Annotated in this window: 24 protein-coding genes; 13 read left to right on the top strand and 11 right to left on the bottom strand. The window is 68.0% G+C overall.

Translation table 11 applies throughout. From position 1 onward, the window contains the following. Positions 1 to 516 (bottom strand): hemerythrin domain-containing protein, encoded by a 516-nt coding sequence (locus ACFWUU_RS14850; protein ID WP_137255252.1) that lies wholly within the window; start codon positions 514 to 516, stop codon positions 1 to 3. 52 nt (positions 517 to 568) lie between these two features. On the opposite strand from ACFWUU_RS14850, the gene ddaH reads away from it, so the two are divergent. Beyond that, the gene (ddaH, locus tag ACFWUU_RS14845) at positions 569 to 1330 is read left to right on the top strand and encodes a dimethylargininase (RefSeq protein ID WP_380175908.1); all 762 of its coding nucleotides are present in this window, start codon (positions 569 to 571) and stop codon (positions 1328 to 1330) included. On the opposite strand, the gene ACFWUU_RS14840 is transcribed toward ddaH, so the two are convergent. Next, complete coding sequence (locus ACFWUU_RS14840) at positions 1299 to 2234, bottom strand: hypothetical protein (RefSeq protein ID WP_380175906.1); 936 nt, start codon at positions 2232 to 2234, stop codon at positions 1299 to 1301. The genes ddaH and ACFWUU_RS14840 overlap by 32 nt on opposite strands. After that, on the bottom strand, positions 2227 to 3582 hold the full coding sequence (locus ACFWUU_RS14835; RefSeq protein WP_380175904.1) for a DNA polymerase IV: 1356 nt from the start codon (positions 3580 to 3582) through the stop codon (positions 2227 to 2229). The genes ACFWUU_RS14840 and ACFWUU_RS14835 overlap by 8 nt, the downstream gene beginning before the upstream one ends. Before the next feature lie 37 nt (positions 3583 to 3619). Here ACFWUU_RS14835 and ACFWUU_RS14830 point away from each other — a divergent pair, with 37 nt between their 5' ends. From ACFWUU_RS14830 to ACFWUU_RS14785, 10 genes are all read left to right on the top strand, one after another. Further along, positions 3620 to 4381 carry an MBL fold metallo-hydrolase gene (locus ACFWUU_RS14830; RefSeq protein ID WP_380175902.1) on the top strand — a complete coding sequence of 254 codons (762 nt, stop codon included), beginning with the start codon at positions 3620 to 3622 and terminating at the stop codon, positions 4379 to 4381. Between the two features lie 77 nt (positions 4382 to 4458). Further along, positions 4459 to 5937: a glutamate--cysteine ligase gene (locus ACFWUU_RS14825; protein WP_137255257.1), complete on the top strand. Its 1479-nt coding sequence runs from the start codon at positions 4459 to 4461 to the stop codon at positions 5935 to 5937. 345 nt (positions 5938 to 6282) lie between these two features. After that, positions 6283 to 6711 (top strand): universal stress protein, encoded by a 429-nt coding sequence (locus ACFWUU_RS14820; protein ID WP_137255258.1) that lies wholly within the window; start codon positions 6283 to 6285, stop codon positions 6709 to 6711. Between the two features lies 1 nt (position 6712). Continuing rightward, positions 6713 to 7333: an HhH-GPD-type base excision DNA repair protein gene (locus ACFWUU_RS14815; protein ID WP_380175900.1), complete on the top strand. Its 621-nt coding sequence runs from the start codon at positions 6713 to 6715 to the stop codon at positions 7331 to 7333. 285 nt (positions 7334 to 7618) lie between these two features. Continuing rightward, positions 7619 to 8935 (top strand): RNA polymerase sigma factor, encoded by a 1317-nt coding sequence (locus ACFWUU_RS14810; protein WP_134116434.1) that lies wholly within the window; start codon positions 7619 to 7621, stop codon positions 8933 to 8935. Positions 8936 to 8939: 4 nt separating this feature from the next. Next, entirely contained in the window at positions 8940 to 9194 is a 255-nt protein-coding gene (locus ACFWUU_RS14805) for a DUF6412 domain-containing protein (protein ID WP_137255260.1), read from the top strand. Between the two features lie 45 nt (positions 9195 to 9239). After that, positions 9240 to 9917: a YidC/Oxa1 family membrane protein insertase gene (locus ACFWUU_RS14800; RefSeq protein WP_380175898.1), complete on the top strand. Its 678-nt coding sequence runs from the start codon at positions 9240 to 9242 to the stop codon at positions 9915 to 9917. Between the two features lie 73 nt (positions 9918 to 9990). Beyond that, positions 9991 to 11124, top strand: a complete 1134-nt coding sequence (locus tag ACFWUU_RS14795) for an ROK family protein (RefSeq protein ID WP_380175896.1) — start codon at positions 9991 to 9993, stop codon at positions 11122 to 11124. Then, positions 11121 to 11963: a sugar phosphate isomerase/epimerase family protein gene (locus ACFWUU_RS14790; RefSeq protein WP_380175894.1), complete on the top strand. Its 843-nt coding sequence runs from the start codon at positions 11121 to 11123 to the stop codon at positions 11961 to 11963. The genes ACFWUU_RS14795 and ACFWUU_RS14790 overlap by 4 nt, the downstream gene beginning before the upstream one ends. 1 nt (position 11964) lies before the next feature. Next, positions 11965 to 13020 (top strand): Gfo/Idh/MocA family protein, encoded by a 1056-nt coding sequence (locus tag ACFWUU_RS14785; RefSeq protein WP_380175892.1) that lies wholly within the window; start codon positions 11965 to 11967, stop codon positions 13018 to 13020. Between the two features lie 49 nt (positions 13021 to 13069). Here ACFWUU_RS14785 and ACFWUU_RS14780 read toward each other — a convergent pair whose 3' ends face one another. Further along, positions 13070 to 13897 carry a phosphotransferase gene (locus ACFWUU_RS14780; protein WP_380175890.1) on the bottom strand — a complete coding sequence of 276 codons (828 nt, stop codon included), beginning with the start codon at positions 13895 to 13897 and terminating at the stop codon, positions 13070 to 13072. Positions 13898 to 13969: 72 nt separating this feature from the next. Between ACFWUU_RS14780 and ACFWUU_RS14775 the strand changes: the two genes are divergently transcribed. Next, positions 13970 to 14596 (top strand): SAM-dependent methyltransferase, encoded by a 627-nt coding sequence (locus tag ACFWUU_RS14775; protein ID WP_380175888.1) that lies wholly within the window; start codon positions 13970 to 13972, stop codon positions 14594 to 14596. Between the two features lie 42 nt (positions 14597 to 14638). Then, the gene (ppk2, locus tag ACFWUU_RS14770) at positions 14639 to 15547 is read left to right on the top strand and encodes a polyphosphate kinase 2 (RefSeq protein WP_380175886.1); all 909 of its coding nucleotides are present in this window, start codon (positions 14639 to 14641) and stop codon (positions 15545 to 15547) included. A 1-nt stretch (position 15548) separates the two neighbouring features. Here the strand turns inward: ppk2 and rox are convergent, their stop codons facing one another. From rox to ACFWUU_RS14735, 7 genes are all read right to left on the bottom strand, one after another. Further along, positions 15549 to 16973, bottom strand: coding sequence for a rifampin monooxygenase (gene rox, locus ACFWUU_RS14765; RefSeq protein ID WP_380175884.1), 1425 nt, complete (start codon positions 16971 to 16973; stop codon positions 15549 to 15551). Between the two features lie 323 nt (positions 16974 to 17296). Further along, complete coding sequence (locus tag ACFWUU_RS14760; protein WP_380175882.1) at positions 17297 to 19399, bottom strand: DUF222 domain-containing protein; 2103 nt, start codon at positions 19397 to 19399, stop codon at positions 17297 to 17299. Between the two features lie 65 nt (positions 19400 to 19464). Further along, a complete protein-coding gene (locus tag ACFWUU_RS14755; protein WP_380175880.1) occupies positions 19465 to 19716 on the bottom strand; it encodes a hypothetical protein in 252 nt (83 codons plus the stop codon). 172 nt (positions 19717 to 19888) lie between these two features. Then, entirely contained in the window at positions 19889 to 21388 is a 1500-nt protein-coding gene (locus tag ACFWUU_RS14750) for a sensor histidine kinase (RefSeq protein WP_380175879.1), read from the bottom strand. Then, complete coding sequence (locus tag ACFWUU_RS14745; RefSeq protein ID WP_130385800.1) at positions 21388 to 22089, bottom strand: response regulator transcription factor; 702 nt, start codon at positions 22087 to 22089, stop codon at positions 21388 to 21390. Before ACFWUU_RS14745 ends, ACFWUU_RS14750 begins: the two co-directional genes overlap by 1 nt. Before the next feature lie 76 nt (positions 22090 to 22165). Continuing rightward, the gene (locus tag ACFWUU_RS14740) at positions 22166 to 22690 is read right to left on the bottom strand and encodes a hypothetical protein (RefSeq protein ID WP_380175877.1); all 525 of its coding nucleotides are present in this window, start codon (positions 22688 to 22690) and stop codon (positions 22166 to 22168) included. Positions 22691 to 22802: 112 nt separating this feature from the next. After that, the gene (locus tag ACFWUU_RS14735; RefSeq protein ID WP_137255272.1) at positions 22803 to 23288 is read right to left on the bottom strand and encodes a DUF456 domain-containing protein; all 486 of its coding nucleotides are present in this window, start codon (positions 23286 to 23288) and stop codon (positions 22803 to 22805) included. Between the last annotated feature and the right edge of the window lie 9 nt (positions 23289 to 23297).

Here is a 23297-nt window from a genome sequence, read left to right as displayed (position 1 = left end):
CTACTTCTTCGCGGCCTCGACGATCTTGCGGACGTTCGCGATGTCGCCGCAGCCGGAGTCGATCAGCCGGGCTCGCTCTTCGGCGAACGTGTCGCCGAGGTCGCGGCGTACCTTCTCGGAGACGTCGGTGCGGGCCGGGTTCAGCACGTCGCGCTCTTCTTCGTCGAGGTGATGGGTGAGAGCCTCGGACAGCTCGTGCAGCTTGGAACTGAACTCCTCGCTGCCGGTGTCGTCGACCTCCATCAGGTCGAGTAACGCCTCGTTGCCCTCGTCGTGCTCGTGCTCGGAGTGCTCGACCTCTTCGGCGTCGATCGCGTCCTTGCGCCGCAGCGTGGGGTAGACCTTCGACTCCTCCGCCTCGGCATGGGCGATCAGGACCGTGGCCAGATCGGCGAGCACTGCCTCGCGGTCGCTCGTGACGTCGCGCAGTTCGCGCAGCGCCTCTTCGAACCAGCGGTGATCGGCGAGGATGATCTCGACCACGTCGCCACCCGCCGCCGGAAGAATCTTCGGCATCCCGTTGTCTCCTTCGCTCGGATGCCTCCTGGTACCCGGATAACCTCCCGATATGCCGACAGCGCTCATCCGCCGCCCCAGCCCGCGTCTGGCCGAAGGCCTCGTCACCCACATCGAGCGCACCCCGGTCGACCTCGATCTGGCCGCAACGCAGTGGCAGACGTACGTCGTCGCCCTGCACCGCACCGGCTGGGAAACGGTCGAGGTGCCGTCGATCGACGAGTGCCCGGACAGCGTCTTCGTCGAGGACACGATGGTGGTGTACGGCGACCTCGCGGTGATCGCCCGCGCCGGCGCGAACGAGCGACGCCCCGAGGCCGCGGCCGCCGAGGAGACCGTTGCGAAACAGGGCTACCGGATCGCCCACATCACCGATCCCGGCACGCTCGACGGCGGCGACGTACTCAAGATCGGCTCGACGATCTATGTCGGACAAGGTGGACGGACGAATGCCGAGGGGATCGAGCAGCTGCGCGACGCGTTCGCCCCACTCGGCGCCGACGTACGCGCGGTGCCGGTGCGGAAGGTGCTGCATCTGAAGTCGGCTGTCACAGCACTGCCCGACGGGACGGTGATCGGGTACGAGTCGCTCGTCGACGATCCGTCGGCGTTCGACAGCTTCCGGCCTGTGCCCGAGGAGGCCGGCGCGCACGTCGTACTGGTGGGGGAGGACCGGCTGCTGATGGCTGCGTCGGCGCCCGAGTCTGCGGAGTTGTTCGCGGAGCTGGGCTACACGCCGGTCGTCGTGGACATCAGCGAGTTCGAGAAGCTCGAAGGATGCGTCACATGCTTGTCGGTGCGCCTTCGCCGGTGAGCACCCTCCGCGCCGCCGCGGCGAGTTGCACCTCGCGCTTCTTCCCGCGCCCTTCGGCGATCTCGCACGCCTCCGCCAGCGCCGCGCGATAGACCGCCGTGTCCGGATGCCCGGGCGTCGCGTCGCGCACCACCTGCGTCAGCGCTTCGAGCGCCTCCGAGATGTCGCCGCACGCAAGCAACGCCCGCCCCAACGCGGCCTGGTCGCGAACCACCTGCGGATCCCGGGCCAGCAGGCAGTCCTCGTCTGCGGCGACGATGTCCGCGAGCAGTTGAGCCTCCGACCGCGGCCCGCCGACCATCAGCCGCGCACCGGTCGTCGCCTCGGTCGCTGCCCGGGTCAGCTCGTGATGCGGCCCGAACACCTCCGTCAGCTGCGGCGTCAGCAGCTCGAACCACGCGATCGCGCGCCCGTAGTTCCTGGTGGCCAGCAACCCTTGCGCCACGCGCAGCCGGACCCGCAACGTCGCCGGGTCGTCGGCCGCCAGCACCTTCTCCCGCTCGGTCAGAGCCGATTGGTAGAACGGCAGCGCCCGGCCCGGCTCGTGGTCGTCCCAGTACGTCTCGGCCTGCTTGTACCCCGGGTCCGCGTCGAGCTCCGGATGACGGGCGATCGCCGACACCGGCTCCCGCCGTACGACGGTTTGCACCGGCAGCGTGACCACCTTCCGGCCGACGTACGTGCGCCCGCCGGTCGGGATGATCCGGAACTGGCCCACCTTCGACACCGGCAGCCACAGCACGGTGTTGTAGAGCGTCCGCACCGACGACCCGCAGTTCTCGCACACGTCGCGGTGGCCGTAGAACCGGCTCCCCATCGGCCCTGCTGTCTCGGCGGCCCAGGCCTCCGAGGACGCCGTACACGGTGCACAGAACGGGTAGCCCCCCCGCCGTTCCTCATTCATTCGACACATTCTGGTCGGTTTCGGGTTCGTCGTCTGCATCCGCACCGATGATCCGCACTTTTGTCAGCGCCGGATCGTCGATCGCGAAGGTTCGGACCGGACCCGGTGGCGTGTCGGCTGTCTCGAAGCGGACCGTGACGCGGCCGCGGCCCGATCCCCAGACCCAGCCCTGGCCGTAATCGGGGTGTGCGACGTCCTGGCCGGGGTGGAAGCCCAGTTGATCGCGCGGCCGGGCGGGCAACTCGACGATCTCGACCGGGGTCTCGGCGTGCTCGTCCTCGGTGAACAGGTCGTCCTGGATCCAGTCGGCCAGTGACGACACGCCTACGCCGAGCAACCGGATGCCACCGCCGACCTCGCTCTCCTCGAGCAGCCGCCGCGCGACCCGCGCGATCACCCGGGAGTCGTCGGTCGGCCCGGCCAGCGTCGACGAGCGGGTGTGGGTGGTGAAGTCGTGCATCCGCGTCTTCACGGTGACAGTGCGGCCGGACAGCTGCGCCTTCTGCAGCCGCTCCGCGACGCGGAGGGACATCCGGTCGGCGATCGCGACCAGCAGCGACCGGTCGATGATGTCGGTCTCGAAGGTGTCCTCGACGCTGACCGACTTGGTCTCGCGGTCGCTCACCACCGGCCGGTCGTCGGCCGCGACGGCGAGCCGGTGCAGGCTGCTGCCGTGGGCTGATCCGACCTGCCGGATCAGCTCGTCCTCGTCGAGCTGCTGCAGATCCGCGACCGTCCGCACGCCGGCCATGCTGAGCCGCTGCGCTGTCGCCGGACCGACGCCGGGGATCACGGTCACCTGCATCGGCGCCAGGAACTCCGCCTCGGTCCCGGCCGGCACGACGACCACGCCGTCGGGCTTGTCGAGGTCGCTGGCGATCTTCGCGATCAACTTCGACGTACCGGCGCCGACGGACGCGGTCAGGCCGCCGCTCACCTTCCGGATCGCTTCCTTCAGGTCCTGCGCGATCGCCTCGACGTCGTCGACGGTCAGCCCGCTGAGGCCGCTCGCCGTCAGATCGATGAACGCCTCGTCCAGCGACAACGGCTCGACCAGCGGCGACAGCGCCCGCATCTCCGCCATCACCGCGCGACTGCTCTGCCGGTACACCTCGAACCGCGGACCCAGGTACGCCGCGTGCGGGCAGCGCGATCGCGCTTCCGCGGTCGACATCGCCGACCGCACGCCGTACTTGCGGGCCTCGTACGACGCGGTGGACACGACTCCGCGGACGCCGACGCCGCCGACGACCACGGGCTTGCCCCGCAGTGACGGCTTGTCCCGCTGCTCGACGGCCGCGAAGAACGCGTCCAGATCGACATGCAGCACCGACGGATCCCCACGCACCTTCCCAGTGTCCCTGGTGTGACCGACAATTCCGATCATGACGTTTCCCGAGCAATGGGACGACGGCACCGATCCGTCCACTCCCGCCCACCAGATCCATTGGTACGACGACCGCACGGCGATCATCCGGCAAGCACTCCATACGAACTTCGAAGGCCCGTTCCTCTACCTGCTGCTCGGCGACGAACGAGCCCTCCTGCTCGATACCGGCACCGGTCACGCCCCGCTCCGTCCGTTGATCGACGAGCTGGCGGGGGATCGAGAGCTGGTCGTCGCGCACACCCACAGCCACGGTGACCACGTGGGCGGCGACGGCGAGTTCGATCAGGTCGTGGGCAAGACGGCCGACGACGTCGCGCAGTACTTCGGGTTCGCCGACTGGCCGAACGGCGTGGTGCAGTTCGACCTCGGCGGACGGGTGCTCGACATCGTCCCGATCCCGGGGCACCACGCCTCGCACATCGCGACGTACGACCGGAACACGCGGCTGCTGTTCAGCGGCGACTCGCTCTACCCGGGCCGGCTGTACGTCTTCGACTGGCCGGCGTTCCGGGCCAGCGTCGCGCGACTCGCGGAGTTTGTTGCTGACGGCAATCCGGTCGAGTGGATCCTGGGCGCGCACATCGAGCTGACGGACCAGCCGGGCAAGGACTTCGAGATGGGGTCCGACCAGCACCCCGGCGAGCACGAGCTGCAACTGCGTCCCGACGTACTGACGGAGCTGGCCGAGGTACTGGCCGAGGCGGGGGAGGAGCCGGTCCGGATCGAGCGGAAGGACTTCATCGTCTATCCGGTGTGATTCGGCGCGCCGTAGATGGGCACCTTCGGGCACACTGAGGCCATGCTGTAACCGGGGAGCCACCAGGGGAGGCGCTGATGGGTGAGGAAGTCGACCGGGTCGAGTTCACCCGGGCGGACCGGACCGCGTTCCGGGGTCAGGTCCATCGCAATCTGGACGCCTTCGCGCGAATGCTGCGCGAAGCCCGGTTCGCGCCCGACCGGCCGATGACCGGGATCGAGATCGAGCTGAACCTGGTCGACGAGAAGTGCGACCCGGCGTTCAAGAACACCGAGGTGCTGAGCGCGATCGAGGACGACGCGTTCCAGACCGAGCTCGGCCAGTTCAACATCGAGATCAACGTGCCGCCGGGGCAGATCGACGGACTCGGCCTGGACACGATGGAAGCGAGCATCCGGGACAGCCTGAACGCCGCCGAGGACAAGGCTGCCCGGACCGGCTCGTCGATGGTCGTGATCGGCATCCTGCCGACCCTGCTGACCGAGCACATCCGCCGTGACGCGCTCAGCACCAACCCGCGGTACGCGTTGCTCAACGACCAGATCTTCGCGGCCCGCGGCGAGGACGTGCACATCTCGATCGACGGCGTCGAGCGCCTGCAGGTCACCGCCGACAGCATCGTCCCGGAGGCGGCGTGTACGTCGACGCAGTTCCACCTCCAGGTGACGCCGGAGGCGTTCCCGCGGTACTGGAACGCCGCGCAGGCGATCTCCGGCGTACAGCTCGCCGTCGGTGCGAACTCGCCGTTCCTGTTCGGCAAGGAGCTGATGCGCGAGACGCGGATCGCGTTGTTCGAGCAGGCCGCCGACACGCGCACGCACGAACTGAAGACCCAGGGCGTCCGGCCGCGGGTCTGGTTCGGCGAACGATGGATCACCTCGATCTTCGACCTGTTCGAGGAGAACTCGCGCTACTACCCGGCCCTGCTGCCGGTCACCTCCGACGAGGATCCGATCGAAGTCCTCGACCGCGGCGACACTCCGGCGCTTTCGGAGTTGCGGCTGCACAACGGGACGATCTATCGCTGGAACCGCCCGGTGTACGACGTTGTCCGGGAGAAGCCGCATCTGCGCGTCGAGAATCGTGTCCTGCCGGCCGGCCCCACCGTCGTCGACACGATCGCCAACGGCGCGTTCTACTTCGGTCTGGTCCGCGCGCTCGCCGACGACGAACGGCCGATCTGGTCGCAGATGTCGTTCAGCGCGGCCGAGGAGAACTTCCACAACGCCGCCCGCAACGGGATCGAGGCCGAGGTCTTCTGGCCGGGCGTCGGTACGGCGCGTGCGACCGAGCTCGTGCTCAGACGCCTTCTGCCGTTGGCGGTTCGCGGTCTGGACGCCTGGGGGGTCGACGTGGCGGTGCGGGATCGATTACTCGGCATCATCGAGCAGCGCTGCCTCACCGGCCGCAACGGAGCGTCATGGCAGGCCGATGAGTTCCACCGCCTGTATACAAAGGGGTCGCACGGTCGCAAGGACGCGTTGCGCGGGATGCTCCGCCGGTACCGCGATCACATGCACGAGAACACCCCGGTGCACGAATGGCCGGTCGACTGAACCGGTTAGCCCCTGCGATCCACGCAGGACAACGTAGGACAAGGACGGACGGAACCTTGGTCCTTCTGGCGGAACCCTTCCGATCTTGCCCAGGGCAACGGGCTGGGCAGGTTCTTGGACGAGTTCGATAACGACCCGGACTACAGGGGTGGCGCGTTGGGTGACAGCCCTGCAAAGGTGTGGCCACCGGAAGGTTAGGCGGGCCCGCCGCGGGTAGTACTCGGGCACCGGCAGCCCTCCGTCACCGCCGCGACACAACAGGTGCAAATGCAGCGGATGCCGACCGCGGTCGGGAGCAGTATCGTTCGAGACGGGTCGACACACACCCGGAGGTGAGGCAGGGCGATGACGACCATCGTCGTGGGTTATGTGCCGAAGGCGGAAGGCCGTGCGGCTCTTCGGCGAGCAGCGGAGGAAGCGACGCTGCGCGACGCGAAGTTGGTAGTGGTGAACTCGCACCGGGGCGGACGCAGCTTCGACAGCGACGAGGCTGCGGCGAGTGATGCCGCTTTGACGGAAGTACGGGAGCAGCTCGACTCGACCGGCGTGCCCTACGAGGTGCGGCAACTGGTGCGTGGCCTGGACCCGGCGGAGGACCTGGTGGCCGTCGCCGAGCAGGTGCATGCGGAGTTCATCGTGATCGGGCTCCGGCGCCGCTCACCGGTCGGCAAGCTCATCCTCGGCAGCAACGCGCAGCGGGTGCTGCTCGATGCTCCGTGTCCGGTGCTCGCCGTCAAGGCCGAGGCTGAGTTGACCGAGGGAGGGGAGGACTGAGGTGACTTCGACACGCAGCAGGAAATTGTGCCTCGCACAGCAGCCCGACGCCGACGAGATGTTGAGCAGAGATCCGTTCGCCTTACTGGTCGGCATGTTGCTGGACCAGCAGATCCCGATGGAGCGCGCGTTCGCGGGCCCGGTCGCGATCTCGAAGCGGATGATGGGACCGTTCGATCCCGCCACGGTCGCGCACTACGACCCCGACGCCTTCGTCGAGGTGGTGGCCGGTCCGCCGGCCGTGCACCGGTTCCCGACCGCGATGGCGGCCCGGATCCAGACCCTGGCCAAACACCTGGACGAGCAGTACGGCGGTAACGCCTCGGCCCTCTGGTCCGATGTCAAGTCAGGGGACGACCTGCTGGCCAGGCTGTCGGCCCTGCCGGGCTTCGGCGCGCAGAAGGCGAAGATCTTCGTCGCGTTGCTCGGGAAGCAACTCAAGGTCCGCCCGCGCGGGTGGCGCGAGGCGTCCGAGCCGTACGGCGAGGACGGCGCGTTCAAGTCCATCGCGGATGTGATCGACGTTGCATCGCTGGTGCGGGTGCGACAGTTCAAGCAGGAGCAGCAGGTGGTCCGCCAGCGGGTGGTGGCGCGGCCGCTGCGGCAGACACGCAACGGGTGAACACAGACGTATAACGGTTCAGCAGAAGGACGACCGACGACGTACCCTTCGAGTACCGAGCAGATCAGGCCCTTGCCGGCGCGGGAACGCCCGCCCGGCAGGGGCCTGAGTGCACCGTTCCGGGGGGTCGTGCGACGCGTGGCCTTGGTTCGCGGATTACAATGGACTGTTGCCGCCGCCTGACCAGCGAGCAGCCGCACAACGTAGTACTCACAGACTCAGCAACACCCGTAGCTTCAACAGTCGTACCGCCGTACAAACCCTGCGTCAGACGAGAGGTAATTCGTGTCGTCCAGCTCGTCCGAGAATCTTCCCGCCGAGCCGGCCCGGGCCGTGGCCGCCACCGCCCGCAGCACGGCTCCGAGGACCAGCGCCCGAGTGACCGATCCCGCTGCCAAGAAGGCGGCCGTGAAGAAGGCGGCGGTGAAGCCCGCCGGCACCAAGGAGGACGGTATCCCCGCGAAGAAGGCCGCTGCCAAGAAGGCTCCGGCGAAGAAGGCAGTGTCCGAGGCGGGTCTGGCGATCGACCCGAAGACCGGCAAGCCGCGCGCGCTCGATGAGGTGGACGAGTCCGACTTCCAGCCCGAAGCGGTGAAGGGGCTGGAGAAGGAGCTCACCGAGGACCAGGGCTTCATCGTCTCCGAGGCCGACGAGACCGACGAGCCCGAGCAGCAGGTGATGGTCGCCGGTGCCACCGCGGACCCGGTCAAGGACTACCTGAAGCAGATCGGCAAGGTCCCGCTGCTGAACGCCGAGCAGGAGGTCGAGCTCGCGAAGCGGATCGAGGCCGGCCTGTTCGCCGAGGAGCAGACCGCCGACGAGGCCGCCAAGCTCAAGGAGAAGGTCCGCGACGAGTACGAGTGGATCTCCGAGGACGGCCGCCGGGCCAAGAACCACCTGCTCGAGGCCAACCTCCGCCTGGTGGTGTCGTTGGCCAAGCGCTACACCGGCCGCGGCATGCTGTTCCTGGACCTGATCCAGGAGGGCAACCTCGGTCTGATCCGCGCGGTGGAGAAGTTCGACTACACCAAGGGCTACAAGTTCTCGACGTACGCCACCTGGTGGATCCGGCAGGCGATCACCCGCGCGATGGCCGACCAGGCCCGGACGATCCGTATCCCGGTGCACATGGTCGAGGTCATCAACAAGCTGGCCCGCGTCCAGCGGCAGATGCTGCAGGACCTCGGCCGGGAGCCCACTCCGGAGGAGCTCGCCAAGGAGCTCGACATGACCCCGGAGAAGGTCATCGAGGTGCAGAAGTACGGCCGCGAGCCGATCTCCCTGCACACTCCGCTGGGTGAGGACGGCGACTCCGAGTTCGGCGACCTGATCGAGGACTCCGAGGCGATCGTGCCGGCCGAGGCGGTCTCGTTCACGCTGCTCCAGGAGCAGCTGCACGCCGTCCTCGACACGCTGTCCGAGCGCGAGGCCGGTGTGGTCTCGATGCGGTTCGGCCTCACCGACGGCCAGCCGAAGACGCTCGACGAGATCGGCAAGGTGTACGGCGTGACCCGTGAGCGGATCCGCCAGATCGAGTCGAAGACCATGTCGAAGCTGCGGCACCCGTCGCGTTCGCAGGTCCTCCGGGACTACCTGGACTGATGTCATGACGCAGTGGATCGCCGGCGTGCTCGCGCTGGTGATCCCTGTGCTCAGCACGCCCTCGCTGGCCGCCGCCGTGTTCACGGCGGCGGCCGTCGTGTTGCTGGCAGTCGTCGTCGCCTCTGCGCGACGCCCGCCTGCCTCGCCGATCCCGGCGCGCGTCAGCGCCACCCGGGCCAACGCCCGGCGTACCGCTTACCTCGCCCTCCGGGATCCCGACCTCGCCGGCCGGCCCCGACCACGAGCACCAGGGCAGTAGCGCTCCAGCTCGCTACCTGTTCCTACCCACTCGTGGAGTCTTGCTGTGCCTTCCTTCCTGGAGGCACCGGTCGCCGGTGCCTATCACTTGCTCACGTCCCTCGTCTCGACCCTCCAGCCGCTCACCGGCGCGTACGCCGCGGTGATCGCGATCGTGTTGTGCACCCTCGTCGTACGTCTGTGTCTTGTCCCGTTGAGCGTGCGCGCCCAGCGCGGGCTCAAGGCGCGGGCGGCGATCATGCCGCAGTTGAAGCAGTTGACCGAACGCCATCGCGGCAACCCCGAACGCCTGCAACGTGAAGTGGCGAAACTGCAGTCGGAGTCCGGTACGACGCTGTTCGCCGGGTTCCTGCCGACGCTCGCGCAGTTGCCGTTCTTCTGGCTGATGTACACGCTGTTCTCCCGCTCAGTGGTGGCGGGGGAGTCGAACCAGTTGATCAGCGGGAGCCTGCTCGGTGCTCCACTCGGCGTGCACTGGCCGATCTTCGCCGGTACGCCGGCGTTCGTCGTGATTGCTGTTCTGCTCGCGGTGGTCGCGTGGTTCTCGGCGCGCTACCAGCTGCGCCAACTGGACGCGTCGGCGACGACGTTGTCGCGGCGGCTTGCGCAACTGCTGCCGTACGGCACGATCCTGACCGTCGCCTTCGTGCCGCTCGCGGCCGGTCTCTACCTGCTGACGACGACCGCATGGGCGGTGGTCGAACGGATGATTCTGAACCGCTGACTTTCGTTGCCACCCTTCGGCCAATTCTGCTACCGTCTTTATTAAAGCCGGTTGCATAACAGGTTTGGGGCCGATGGACACTGTGCGAGGCGCGAACCAGGTCGCCTGTCTGCGTTTCCTGGCCGACGCCGACGATGCGCAGACGGTCGGCGTCATCAGCGCCGGGACGGGGCTGTCCCGCCCCACGGTGCACGCCGTACTCGACGATCTCCTCGAGGCCGGACTGGTCGAGCCGACCGAACCGTCGACCGCGGGACCAGGCCGCCCGGCGCGTGCCTTCCGGTTCGCCCGGGAGGCCGGTCTGGTGGCCGGCGTCGACCTCGGCCCGCGGGGGGTCCGTGCGATCATCTGCGACCTGTCCGGTCGTCGCGTCGCGTATACCGAGCTCAAACAGGAGCCGACGCCGGACCTGATCCAGCATGCTGTCCGGTTTGCGGCCGACGAGAGTGGCGTGGACGTCGGGCGCATTCGCGCGGTCGGCGTCGCGCTGCCCGGTGTGATCGAGCCCAATGGCTATCTGCGCGCCAGCCTCGCGCTGCCCGAGCTCGTCGGCCTGCAGATCGCGGACGTCGTCGGGCAGGACCTCGGCAAACCCGTTGCCGTAGACAACGACATCAAGCTCGCGGCGCTCGCCGAACAGCGCGTCGGCGCCGGCCGCGGGTACTCCGATGTCGTCTACCTGCAGATCGGTCAACGGCTGTCCGTCTCGATCGTTCTGAACGGGGTGATCCGGCAAGGACGGCACCGCCTCGCCGGTGAACTCGGCGCGCAGCGCGGCATGCGCTGGACCCGGAACGCCCAACGGGGACAGCTGATCTGGGCATCGCACCCGACCGGCGAGGAAGTGCTGACGGCTGCCGCTGAGGGCGATGCCGGCGCGCAGGCGGAGATCGAGGACTTCTGCGCGCAGATCGCGGCGCGCATCGCGACCGTGCTGCTGACCGTGGACCCCGAGGTTGTCGTCGTACGGGGCGGGCTCGCGCGGGACAGCGGCGTACTGCTTCGACCGCTGGTGGCGGCGGTCGAGAACGAACTGGTTTTCCCCGAGCGTCCGCCGTTCGTCGCCTCTGCGCTGGGGCGCGAGGCGGTGGTGCTCGGGGCGGTCGGCAACGCGTTCGACCGGTTCGGCTCGGACATCTACGGCGTCAAGGACTACCCGAGTCCTTGGCATCGCATTCCCCTGATCACTGAGAGGACCACCAAGTGAAGCTCGGAGTCAGCTCGTACTGCTTCCGCTCGCTCATGACGAGCGGCGAGATGGACCTGATCGGCGTCCTGGACTGGGTGGCGGCCTCGCCGGCCGGCCACATCGAGGTCGCTGCGATGGACGGCGAGTACTACCTGGAGAACCCGGATGTCGTGAACGACACGGCCAAGCACGCCGAGGAGGTCGGCGTACCGATCGTGAACTACCTCGTGAGCGGCGACCTGCGGACCGCGGACGAGAAGGAGATCGACCGGCTCCGTCGGCAGCTCGACGTCGCGCACCGGCTCGGTGCCCGGATCTTCCGGCACGACGTCGCGCCGTGGTCGTGGCGCGAGCAGGACCCGGGGGAGTTCGAGACAACGTTCGCCAAGGTCGTGGAGGGATGCCGGGCGGTCGCTGACCACGCCGCCGAGCTGGGCATCACGTCGACGATCGAGAACCACGGCTTCTTCATGAACGGAAGCGACCGGCTGGCGCGGCTCGTGCACGCCGTCGATCGCCCGAACTTCCGCGTCACGCTCGACCTCGGCAACGGTCTCTGCGTCGGCGAGGTCCCCGGCAAGACCGCGGCCGGCCTGATCGACCTCGCTGCGTCCATCGGCGTGAAGGACTTCCACATCCGCCGGTCGGCGGGCGACGGCTGGCTGAAGACGCTGGCCGGCGACTACCTGCTCGGCACGATCTCGGGACACGGTGACGTGGACCTGGCCGGTCTGCTCGCGCTCGTCAACACCAAGCCCGACGTACCGGTGAGCCTCGAGTTCGAGGGCCTGGAGCGGACGCCGGACGCCATCGAACGCTCCCTCAACAACATCCTCAGCCTGGCAGGAGCCGCCTGACATGACGACCCGTATCGCAGTGATCGGGGTTGGCGCGATCGCGACCCAGCACCTGATCTCGTACCAGAAGAACTCGCAGGCCGAGCTCGTGGCCGTGTGCGACATCGACCAGGCGCGGGCCAAGGCGCGCGCCGACGAGTTCGGCGTACCGCGGGCAACGGATGTCGTCGACGAGATCCTCAACGATCCCGGTGTCGACGCGGTCAGCATCTGCGTTCCGAACCTCCTGCACGCCAAGATCGCCGAGGCCGCGCTGCGGGCCGGCAAGCACGTGCTGGTCGAGAAGCCGATGTCGGTGACGGTCGCCGAAGCCGAGGCGCTGGTGAAGGCGACCGAGGAGACCGGCAAGGCCCTGCAGATCGGCTACGTACGGCGCTTTGCCCCGAACGCGCTGGTCACGAAGCGGTTCCTGGACGAGGGCGAGTTCGGCAACATCTACGCGGCGCGGGCGACGATCATCCGTGCGGCCGGGAACCCGGGTGGCTGGTTCGGTGACGTCAACGTCTCCGGCGGCGGTCCGCTGATCGACCTCGGCGTACACATCATCGACCTGTGCTGGTACTTGATGGGTATGCCGACCCCGGTCTCGGTGTCGGGCGCGACGTTCTCGCCGCTCGGGGCCCGCGACAACATCCAGCACCTGACCCGGTACCGCGCCGCGTCCGAGACCAAGGTGAACAACGTCGAGGACTACGCGACCGCGCAGATCCGGTTCGAGGGCGGGGCGGTCCTCGACGTGGACACGTCGTACTCGCTGCACGCCCGGAACTCGACGAGCGTGAAGATCCACGGCGACAAGGGCGGCGCCGAGATCGAGCCCGAGCTGCTGATGATCACCGAGCGGCACGACACCCTGCTGCACGTCCAGCCGCAGATCGACTCGCTGGGCTTCGACTTCCAGGTCGGATTCGCGAACCAGATCGACCACTTCCTGCAGATCTGCCGCGGCGAGATCCCGGCCGACGCGACCGCCGAACAGGGCCTGGAGATGGCCCGCATGCTGAGCGGAATCTACGAGTCCGCCCGGATCGGCGCCGAGGTGACGATCACCCGCTGAGCAGGCGCCGCGGCTGAGCCTGGTCAGGGGCGGTCAGGTTCAGCCGCGGTCAGCCTTCCGGTGCGGTTCGAGCGAGGAGCGCCGTCGTGATCGTTTCGGCGTTCTTCTCGAGCCAGGTCTGGCGGTGCCGGATCCTGTCGCCGACTCCTTCGCTCCACATCCGTTGCCAGCCGCCGCCGAGGGTCTCGGCGCGGTACTTCATCGTGTGCCAGGAGCGCTCGTCGCGACGGATCGCGAGGTCGATCAACCGGCTGCGGTCCGGATCCTCGAGGCCGTAGGCGTCGGCGAGGAGGCGGCAGCGCCGCGGTTGGTCGAGACCTCGGAACTGCGGATCGAGATCGGCGTCGTCGCCGAACGGCGCCCACCACAGCATCAGGTTCACGACCTCACCGGCCCGGCTCACCGGCCGGAGCATGTCGAAGTCGATCAAGGCGTACGCACGTCCGTTGCGGAAGACAACGTTCTCGGGGGTGACGTCCTGATGGCCGATCAGCTCCGGCGGGTCGTCGAGCTCGGGCAGGCCGGGTGGTTCGATCGGCGCCGGCAGGTTCTGCGGGATGCCGAATCCTTTGACGGCGTCGTGGTACGCGCGCAGCAGCCGCGCGAGCGACAGCGCCCGCTCCTCGTCGGCGATCCACGGCGGGCGCGGGCGACCGGCGACCTCGCCGTCTATGTACGTGAGTACTTCGCGGCGGGCGGAGTCGACGCCGAGGTACCGCGGTGCTCCGTCGAAGCCGACCTTCTCGAGGTGCAGCAGGACGTCGCGGACCAGTTCGTCCCGCTCGCCCGGCGGCCGCCGTACCGTGTCGCCGACGCGGACCAGGCCCTCGGTCACGTCGCCACCGACCAGCGGGATCTCTTCGCCGTCCTCGATCACTGCGATCCTCCAAGGTTGCCGATCTGGCAAAGATGTTTGCTTGCCGGGTTGGGGTCAACGCAGCATCTTCACATGACGACCGAGGAACTGTCCGAGGATTATTGGAATTCGTTCTACGCCGAGCGCGACCAGGTGTGGAGCGGCAAGCCGAACGTGGTCCTGGTGGACGAGGTAGCCGATCTGACACCGGGTCGAGCGCTCGACCTCGGCTGCGGCGAAGGTGCGGATGCGATCTGGCTCGCGCAGCAGGGCTGGACGGTGACCGGGGTTGACATCTCGTCGGTCGCGCTCGGACGCGCGGCACAGCATGCTCAAGATGCGGGGGTGTCGGATCGGATCGACTGGGAGCAGCACGAGCTCGGGCAGTCGTTCCCGTCGGGCTCGTTCGATCTGGTGTCGGTGCAGTTCCTGCATTCGAAGACCGAGCTGCCGCGGGACGCGATCCTGCGCAGTGCGGCGGGCGTGGTCGCGGCCGGCGGCGTACTGCTGATCGAGGGGCACATGGGGTTCCCGCCGGGGGAGCACAACCCGCACCCCGACATCCATTTCCCGACTCCGGACGAGGTGATCTCGGGCCTCGACCTGGTTGAGGGCGAGTGGGACACTCTGGTCAGCCGGGTGCACGACCGGGCGCAGGTGATGCGTGACGGTGAGCTCATCAATCGGCGCGACTGCACGGTCAAACTCCGCCGCCGGTGAGCTGTTCACCTGGCGGTCACCAAGGGAGCTGACGCTGGGAGCATGAACACCCCTGACCTGGTCCAAGAGCTTGGCTTCCGCGTCCTCGACGAGGAGGACGACGACCCGGTGCTGCTGCGTGCCGACGGTACGCCGGTGGACACCTGGCGCGAGGGTTATCCGTACGGCGAACGGCTGCCGCGGGAGATCTACGACCGGGACAAGCGACTGCTCCAGATCGAGCTGCTGAAGCTGCAGTACTGGGTGAAGCGCTCGAAGCAGCGGCTGGTGATCGTGTTCGAGGGCCGCGACGCGGCCGGCAAGGGCGGGACGATCAAGCGGTTCATGGAGCACCTGAACCCGCGCGGTGCGAGCATCGTCGCACTCGAGAAGCCGACCGACCGCGAGCAGACCCAGTGGTACTTCCAGCGGTACGTCGCGCACCTGCCGGCCGCCGGCGAGATGACGATGTTCGACCGGTCCTGGTACAACCGCGCGTGCGTCGAGCACGTGATGGGGTACTGCAACCAGGAGCAGTACGAGGAGTTCATGCGCCAGGCACCGGAGTTCGAGCGGATGCTGGTCCGGTCGGGGATCTTGCTCGTCAAGCTGTGGTTCTCGGTCTCGCAGGCGGAACAGCAGACCCGCTTCACAATCCGCCAGATCGACCCAGTCCGCCAGTGGAAACTGTCCCCGACCGACCTCGCATCGCTGGACAAGTGGGCGGCGTACACCGAGGCGAAGGAGGCGATGTTCCACTACACCGACACCGAACACGCCCCCTGGACCGTCGTGAAGAGCAACGACAAGAAACGCGCCCGCCTCGAGGCGATGCGGCACGTCCTCAGCCTCTACGACTACACCGACAAAGACGTAGAACTAGTGGGCCGCCCCGACCCCAAGATCCTCGGCCCTGCCGCCCAGGTCCTAGAGCACGGCGAGACCGCCAACCGAACCTTCCCGAAGCTGTAGCTCAGCTGGCGGGGTTGCCGAACCAGCGGGTGAGGTGGGTGTTCAGGTCCTGCTGGTTGTCGCCGAGCCAGGCGATGTGGCCGTCGGGGCGTAGGAGGATGCCGGGGGCAACTATCGGTGCTGCGGGATCGGCTAGGTAGTCGACTCGGTCTGACCAGCCGCCGACGGTGAGGTGTTCGGTGCGGTCGAGGAGCATGCCGCGGCCGTGGTGCAGTAGGCCGTAGAGGTCGCCTTGCTTGGTTTCGAGGTCGCGTTGGCGGCGGCCGAGCAGGTCGGGGCCTTCGCCGAAGTCGTAGCGGATGTCGATCGCGGTGATCTTCTCGATCAGGTAGCGGTTCACCTCGTCGAAGTTCATCAGCTCGGTGAGTAGTCGGCGTACGGCCTGTGCGCCGGGCTCGGAGGAGAGTAGTTCCATCTGGGCGCGGGTGTTGTCGAGCACGTCCTCGGCTACCGGGTGACGTTCGGACTCGTAGGTGTCCAGGAGTGTTTCCGGAGCCCAGCCGCGGACCTGTGCGGCCAGTTTCCAGCCGAGGTTGAATGCGTCCTGAATACCCAGATTCAGGCCCTGTCCACCCGTCGGCGGATGGATATGCGCCGCATCACCCGCCAGCAGCACGCGCCCCACCCGATAACGCTCTGCCAGCCGAGTGGCGTCTCCGAAGCGGGACAACCACCGCGCGGAGTGCGCGCCGAAGTCGGTGCCCGCGATGGCGTTCAGCTGTTGCTTGAAGTCGTCGAGACTGGGCGCCTCGGCGCTGACTCCCGCGACGGGGATGACGACGCGATAGATCCCGTCGGCGAACGGCGTAATGCTGAAGGTCTTGTAGGTCTCGCGAACCTCGGTCACCTTGGCGGCGAGCTCCTCCTGAGGCACGTCCAGCTTGAGCTCGCCCATCAGCGTCTCGTTCCGCGAGGGCTCGCCGGGGAAGCCGACTCCGAGCAGCTTGCGGACGGTACTGCGGGACCCGTCGCACCCGACGAGATACCGCGACCGCAGCCGCTGCCCGTCGTCCAGCTGGACCGTCACGCCGTCGTCGCCCTGCTCGAAACCGACTACCGCAGAACCCCGCCGTACTTCCGCGCCCAGGTGGATCGCGTGGTCCTCAAGCAGCTGCACGACGACCGGCTGCGGGATGCCCAGCAGATACGCGTGGGCGGAATCCAGACCCGCCGGCGCGGGCTTGTTGATGGCGGCGAAGAAACCACCGGCCGGACGTTTCCTGCCGCGCTCGAGCATGCGATCGAGCAGGCCGCGCATCGCCATCAATTCGAGGCTGCGAATGTGCAGACCGACGATTCGGACGAAGGACGTGGGCTCGGTTTCCTTGTCCAGAACCAGTACGCGAACGTCGTGCAGCCGCAGCTCAGCGGCCAGCATCGCGCCGGTCGGTCCGCATCCGGCGATGATGACGTCGAAGGTGTCCACAGGTGTTGCCTTTCAGGAGTGCCTGGTGGCGCTCCCGGCGACACCTACACCAATCGCCCAACCGTGACGGCAAGGGGGAGCACCCACATCGATACAGCATTCATGGGTCCCACCTCCTCAGGCCGAGTCACAGTCATCAGAAAGCTACATCACCCCGTCCACCACGGTCGAACGGCTCACCATCGGCCGATGGACAAGCTCAATGCGCTGACCGTGCCGCCACCGATGCAGCGATCCGCTAGCTGCACCGCGCTGGTCGCTCGGCTCGGCGCCGCGACGGCTGAGGGCTCGGTCAGCCGCTCGGGTCGGTTATCTACGGGCCATCAATCCGGAGCATCTGCCCAGGATTCAACTCGGGAGTCGCTGCGGGCGCGGACTGGAGCGTCGGCCCGGGAATCGGCTCGGGAGTCGGTGCGGGCGCGGACCGGGGCATCTGTCCAGGATTCGGCTCGGGAGTCGGTGCGGGTGCGGACCGGGGCATCGGCCCGGGAGTCGGCTTGGGAGTCGGTGCGGGTGCGGACCGGGGCATCGGCCCGGGAGTCGGCTTGGGAGTCGGTGCGGGTGCGGACCGGGCCATCGGCCCGGGAGTCGGCTTGGGAGTCGGTGCGGGTGCGGACCGGAGCTTCGGCCCAGGAATCGGCTCCGGGATCGGCCCAGGGATCAGCCGCGGGATTGGTCTGCGGATCGGCCCAGGGATCGGCGTCTGGAGCGGGTCGGGGATCGGCCCAGGGATCGGTGGGTGGAGTGGGTGGGGGATCGGGCCAGGGGTTGGGGTGGGGTGGGTGGTTCTGGGGGGCTGTGGGTGGTGTGGGGGTGGTGGGCTGGGGGTTGCCCCAGATGGCGAAGGTGGTTGTTTCGTGGAGGGATGAGGTCAGGTCTGGTGGTGTTTTCGCGTCGAGCGGTGTGGCGTGGTTGGGGCGGTCTGCCCAGGTGGGGCGGGAGACGGAGACCTTGCCGTGGGTGATGGTGATGGTCCAGTCGCCGGCGTGGAGGTCGATGTGGTGGCGGCGGCAGAGGAGCGCGAGGTTGGAGATCTTGGTCTCGCCGCCGTCGATCCAGGACACGAGGTGGTGCGCGTCGCACATGATCGGCGGGGCACCACAGACAACACAGCCCTTGTCGCGCGCGTTGAGGGCGCGGCGCATTGCGCGGGTGACGAGGCGTTCGGAGCGGCCGACGTCCAGTGGTTCGGAGTTCGATCCGAGGACGAGCGGGAGGATCCTCGCGTCGCAGGCGAGGCGCCGGATCGTCGCAGCGGACAGGCCGTCGCCGTACACGGTGTCGCCGATCGCGTGCGCCGCAGCAGACTTCAGATCCTCGAGATCGATGGTGACGGTGATGTTCGCCTTCGCTCCGAACCCTGGAACCGGACCGCCCGGCCCATCGGTCGGTCGCGCGGCGCAGTGGGTCGCGTCGCCTCCGGTCTGGCGAGATGGAATCGTCCCCGGCTGCGTCGCATCGGTGGGCACCGCTCCCATTGCCGGTGCATTGGTCGGTCGCGCGGCGCGGTCGGTGACGTTACCTCCGCTCTGGCGAGCTGGAGGCGTGCGCGGCTGCGTCGCATCGGTGGCCACCGCCCCCGGTGTCGGTGCATTGGTCGGTCGCGCGGGGCAGTGGGTGGTGTCGCCTTCGGTCTGGTGAGCTGGTGGCGTGGCCGGCTGCGTCGGATCGGGCGTTGGGGTGGAAGGGCTGGGCGTGGTGGTGTCCATTGTGGTGGCTGCGATGGTCAAGGCGGTGGTGAGGGCGTCGGCCTGGCGCTTGTCGCGGGGGCGGGGGTCGAGGTCGCCGTCGGTTGTTTTGTGTGGGCGGGCGCCGGCGTGGATCAGGCTACGGAGGAGTTCGGCGTTCTCGTTTGCGAGGTAGCCGCGGAACGTCACGCCGTTGGGCGCGGTGGAGAGGGTGAGGGCCTCACGCGCGTACGCCTTGTGTTCGTCGGGCTCGGGCCCGTCGGTGTCGAGGAGATCGCGGACGCGTTGCCCGGCCTTGCGGAGCTCGACCGGAGACAGGTGGCGAGCCAGGCCGACGAGCTCGCGTTCGGCGACGTCGATGTCCTCGATCGGCACGGTGTCCGGCACCCGCTCGAGCGCGGACACGATCGCGTCGGCCTGTGCCGGACGCAGGTACTCCGTCGCCTCATCTTGATCGACGTCAGGCAGTCCTGCGGACACGGCTTGGTACTTCGGGAGCGCCTTCGCCAGCCGGACATCGCGGCGAGCCTCGGAACGATCCAGTCGGTAGCGAAACGCCAGCAGTTGAACGGTGTCGTGCGCACCGATCTCTTCGGCGTACCCGACCGTGTCCAGACCGGCAATCACCTCGAGGCGCTGCGTTTGCAGGCGAGCGAGCAGCACGTCCAGCTGGTCGAGAGTGGACAGCATCTCGCTGCCACTCATCGACCAGACCGGTCGCTCACCCAACAACTCCATGCAGCAAACTCTAGACACGACCACCGACAGTTCTCAAACCCATAACCCCTTTAATCCAAGGGATTTCAGCTATCCACAGCCGCCGATCCTGTGGATGTTGCCTTCAGCAACATAGTGCCCAGGACGTCGGCGACGCCCGATCGGATCGCGTCCGCGAGGAGTACGCCGCCGAAGAGTCCGGTCAGCGTGGTGAACAGTCGGACGGGATACACGGCGGTGAGCCAGGTGGGCGGGTGCGGACGACGTTCGTCACCAGCAGCAGCACGCCGATCCGGGACCTCCGGCCAAGCAGTCGCCGCGAGCGGTGCGAGCAACATGTCGGCGGCAGCCGACCACGTCCGGCGATAGCCGGAGGAGCCCGGCGATAGCCGGGAGGGGATGTGCGGCGATGAGCCGGGGGTGGGTGGGGTGCGCGTGGAGCGGTCGTGCCGGGGAGCGTAGGGACGAGAGACGGCTGCGTAGCGTGCGGGGACGACTCGTGCGCGGGAGCTACTTCGTGTTGAGGGGTAGGTAGATGGTGAAGGTGGCGCCGTGGGGGACTGTGTTGGTGGTGGTTACTCGGCCGTTGTGGGCGGCTACCAGGGCGGCGACTATGGACAGACCCAGGCCGGAGCCGCCGGTGGTGCGGGTTCGGGCGGTGTCGGCTCGGTAGAAGCGTTCGAAGACTCGGGCTTTTTGTTCGTCGGAGAGGCCGGGGCCGGTGTCGGTGACCTCCAGGACGGCTTCGTTGCCGCGGGTGCCTACCGACACCGTGATCGGTGCGTCGACGGGGGTGTAGTTGAGGGCGTTGCTGACCAGGTTGCCCAGGACCTGGCGGAGACGGGCTTCGTCGCCTTCGACTACGGGAGCTTCCGAGTCGGGCAGGATCGTGAGTGACAAACGCCGGTCGGGCTGAATGGCCTGGGCGTTGTGGAGTGCGTCCGCGGCGATGGGAAGCAGGTCGACGGACTCCATCCGAAGCGGCCGCTGCTGATCCAGGCGCGCGAGCAACAGCAGGTCGTCGACGAGCAGGCCCATCCGCTTCGCCTCGTCCTCGATCCGGCGCATGGTGTCCGAGTCCGTCGTGTCGCCACGCTGCCGCGACAACTCCGCAAATCCGCGGATCGACGTCAACGGCGTACGCAACTCATGCGACGCGTCCGCCACGAACCGCCGCATCCGGTCCTCCGACTGCCGCGCAGCCTCCTCCGAACGTCGGGCCGTGTCCTCGGACCGCCGTGCCGCGAACTCCGACGCCGTCCGCTGCGCAAATGCAGTCTCGATCTGACCGAGCATCTGGTTCAGCGCCAAAGACAACCGCCCGACCTCGGTCCGCGGATCCCGTTGCGGTACGCGCCGACTCAGATCCCCGCCCGCGATCGCCACCGCGGTGTGCTCGACATCCTCCAGCCCGCGCAGACTTCGCCGTACGACGTAAGTCCCGACGCCGGCCAGCAACACCAGCAGGATGACCCCCGCAGCGACCTGGATCCCGACGAGCCGCTGGATCGTGTGGTCCATCTCCTTGAGGCTCTGCGCCACCATGACCGACCCCTGACCGTCATCGGTCGGCACAGCCAACACTCGCCACTTGGCGCCACCCGAAGCGGCGTCCACGTCGAACGACTTCCCGTTCAGCGCCCGGACCTGGTTCAGGTTGAGCGTCGGCAGCTTCGGCAACGGCTCCGTCTCGGCCAGCCGCGCCCCGACCGGGCCGTTGTCGCTGGCACCCTCCGAGTCGTTGAACTGCACCACGAACTGACTCGGCAGCTGCCGCCGCGCCGGCCCGCCACCAGGCGGCAGCGGGCGCCGATCGGGCTGGACATGTGACAGCGGCATGGCGGTCTGCTGCAGCTGCTCGTCGACGCGGTCGATCAGGTATCCGCGCATGATCGTCGTCGCCAGTACGCCGGACGCGCCCAGCGCGACGACCACCAGCGCCAGCAGAACGACGACGATGGTGACGCGCAACGGGTACCGGTCGGCGAACCGCCGGTGGGTCTGTTGCATCAGTTGGGGCCTCGCGGGGTGCGCAGGACGTAGCCGACCCCGCGGACGGTGTGGAGCAGCTTCTGGTCGCCGGTGTCGACCTTGCGGCGCAGATACGACATGTACGACTCGACCACGCCCGCGTCACCGGCGAAGTCATAGTTCCACACCGCGGACAGGATCTGTCCCTTCGACATCACCCGCTCGGCGTTCTCCAGCAGGCACCGCAGCAGCTTGAACTCGGTCAGCGACAGCTGGACCGCCTGGCCGCTCTTGAACACCTCGTAACTGTCCTCGTTCAGCTCCAGGTCCGCATACCGCAGTACGGCGGCCTCGGTCGTCGTCTGCTCGCGGTGACCGGACCGACGCAGCAGCGCACGTACCCGCGCGACCAGCTCGTCCAGGCTGAACGGCTTGGTCACGTAGTCGTCGCCGCCGGTCTGGAGGCCGAGCACCTTGTCCTCGACGGCATCACGCGCGGTGAGGAACAGCACCGGCACATGCCGGTCCTCACCACGGAGCCGGCGGACCACCTCGAACCCGTCCAGGCCGGGCATCATCACGTCGAGCACGACCAGGTCGGGCTCCACGTCCCGCGCCTTGCGCAGCGCCTCGGCGCCGTGGGTCGCCGTGGTCACGTCGTACCCGGCGAAACGCAGACTTGCGGACAGGAGCTCAACGATGTTCGGCTCGTCGTCGACCACCAGCAGATGCGGACTCATGCTCACAGTGTGCAGCCGGTTCCCATGTGAACCCTGGAAGATTCCTGGCAATCACCTGTGAGTCGTCCGCACCCACTCACCGCGGGCCGTGCTTGAAACCCCATTTCTGGCCGGCCGCGTCGCGCGCCGTACCGTCGTTGATGGTGGTCGCGGTCGCGGTGTTGTCCGCCACCACGGCACTCACACTGACCGTGCTGCCGGTCTTGATCGACGAGATGCCGTCCCGGGCCGAGTTCACCAGGGTCTCGGCGGCGACCTTGTACGTCCGGCTGTAGCCGTCCTCGCTCTTGACCGTGATCGAGTCCTTGCTGACCGCGGTCACCGATCCACGCTGCGTCGCGACGGTCTGATAGCCACCGCCGTCATTCGGTACGACGAACTCGCCGTGCAACGCGCCGCCGAAGCCGAACTCACCACGCGCGCCGAAGCCCTTCCCGGGCCGATCCGGCTTCTGCTGCTGACCGGGCGTGGACGGTGACGCCGAGGGCGACGGCGTCGGATCCGCGTTGGTCGCCGCCCAGGCAACCCCGCCGGCGGTAGTCGTTGCGGCAACCGCGGCCACGGTGCCGATGAGCCGCCATCGCTTCTGCGAAAGCTTCATCCTGCTGCGCCTTCCGTACTGCGTGCCGGGCCGTCACCTGGCACTGGGTCTTTCCACCCTGCATCACGGAGCTGTGACGAGCCTCCGGTGCGCCTAAGAATCAGCTGGCAGTTCAGACGACGAACAGAACAGCGACCAGCCAGAGCGCGGCAGCCAGCGACGTACCGATGAGCTCGATCAGCATCGACACACCGGTTTCCTTCAGTGCGTGCTTGGTGGAGGTCCACGCGGCGGCGTGCGTGCGCAGCCGCTGCAGCTCGGAGATGTAGACGCCGACCGGGAAGCCGATGAACATCCCGACCACCGGGATCACGAAGAACCCGACGATGCCGAGCAGAACCCCGACGATCATCGAGCGGCGCGGTACGCCGGCCTCGCGGAGCCGCCGCTCCGGTACGACGTACTTGACCACCTGACTGGCACCGATCAGGACCACGGTGATCGCGAACACGATCCACCCGGTCGCACTGTGCTCGAAGATCGCCCAGACCAGGATCGCCGCCAGGCTCAGGATCGCCCCGGGCAGGATCGGCACGACGATGCCCACGATCCCGACGAAGATCGCGATCCCGACCAGAACGGTCACACCAGTCTCCACACCCACACT

It is taken from the genome of Kribbella sp. NPDC058693 (genome assembly GCF_042715335.1).
GTDB lineage: Bacteria > Actinomycetota > Actinomycetes > Propionibacteriales > Kribbellaceae > Kribbella > Kribbella jiaozuonensis.
This window is presented reverse-complemented; position numbering and strand designations above follow the sequence as displayed.

Excerpts from the sequence above, each read along its gene's own strand:
- ACFWUU_RS14850 (WP_137255252.1), bottom strand. The coding sequence starts at position 516 with ATGCCGAAGATTCTTCCGGCGGCGGGTGGCGACGTGGTCGAGATCATC.
- ddaH (WP_380175908.1), top strand. The coding sequence starts at position 569 with ATGCCGACAGCGCTCATCCGCCGCCCCAGCCCGCGTCTGGCCGAAGGC.
- ACFWUU_RS14840 (WP_380175906.1), bottom strand. The coding sequence starts at position 2,234 with ATGAATGAGGAACGGCGGGGGGGCTACCCGTTCTGTGCACCGTGTACG.
- ACFWUU_RS14830 (WP_380175902.1), top strand. The coding sequence starts at position 3,620 with ATGACGTTTCCCGAGCAATGGGACGACGGCACCGATCCGTCCACTCCC.
- ACFWUU_RS14825 (WP_137255257.1), top strand. The coding sequence starts at position 4,459 with ATGGGTGAGGAAGTCGACCGGGTCGAGTTCACCCGGGCGGACCGGACC.
- ACFWUU_RS14820 (WP_137255258.1), top strand. The coding sequence starts at position 6,283 with ATGACGACCATCGTCGTGGGTTATGTGCCGAAGGCGGAAGGCCGTGCG.
- ACFWUU_RS14805 (WP_137255260.1), top strand. The coding sequence starts at position 8,940 with ATGACGCAGTGGATCGCCGGCGTGCTCGCGCTGGTGATCCCTGTGCTC.
- ACFWUU_RS14795 (WP_380175896.1), top strand. The coding sequence starts at position 9,991 with ATGGACACTGTGCGAGGCGCGAACCAGGTCGCCTGTCTGCGTTTCCTG.
- ACFWUU_RS14785 (WP_380175892.1), top strand. The coding sequence starts at position 11,965 with ATGACGACCCGTATCGCAGTGATCGGGGTTGGCGCGATCGCGACCCAG.
- ACFWUU_RS14775 (WP_380175888.1), top strand. The coding sequence starts at position 13,970 with ATGACGACCGAGGAACTGTCCGAGGATTATTGGAATTCGTTCTACGCC.
- ppk2 (WP_380175886.1), top strand. The coding sequence starts at position 14,639 with ATGAACACCCCTGACCTGGTCCAAGAGCTTGGCTTCCGCGTCCTCGAC.
- ACFWUU_RS14760 (WP_380175882.1), bottom strand. The coding sequence starts at position 19,399 with ATGGAGTTGTTGGGTGAGCGACCGGTCTGGTCGATGAGTGGCAGCGAG.
- ACFWUU_RS14755 (WP_380175880.1), bottom strand. The coding sequence starts at position 19,716 with ATGTTGCTCGCACCGCTCGCGGCGACTGCTTGGCCGGAGGTCCCGGAT.
- ACFWUU_RS14750 (WP_380175879.1), bottom strand. The coding sequence starts at position 21,388 with ATGCAACAGACCCACCGGCGGTTCGCCGACCGGTACCCGTTGCGCGTC.
- ACFWUU_RS14745 (WP_130385800.1), bottom strand. The coding sequence starts at position 22,089 with ATGAGTCCGCATCTGCTGGTGGTCGACGACGAGCCGAACATCGTTGAG.
- ACFWUU_RS14740 (WP_380175877.1), bottom strand. The coding sequence starts at position 22,690 with ATGAAGCTTTCGCAGAAGCGATGGCGGCTCATCGGCACCGTGGCCGCG.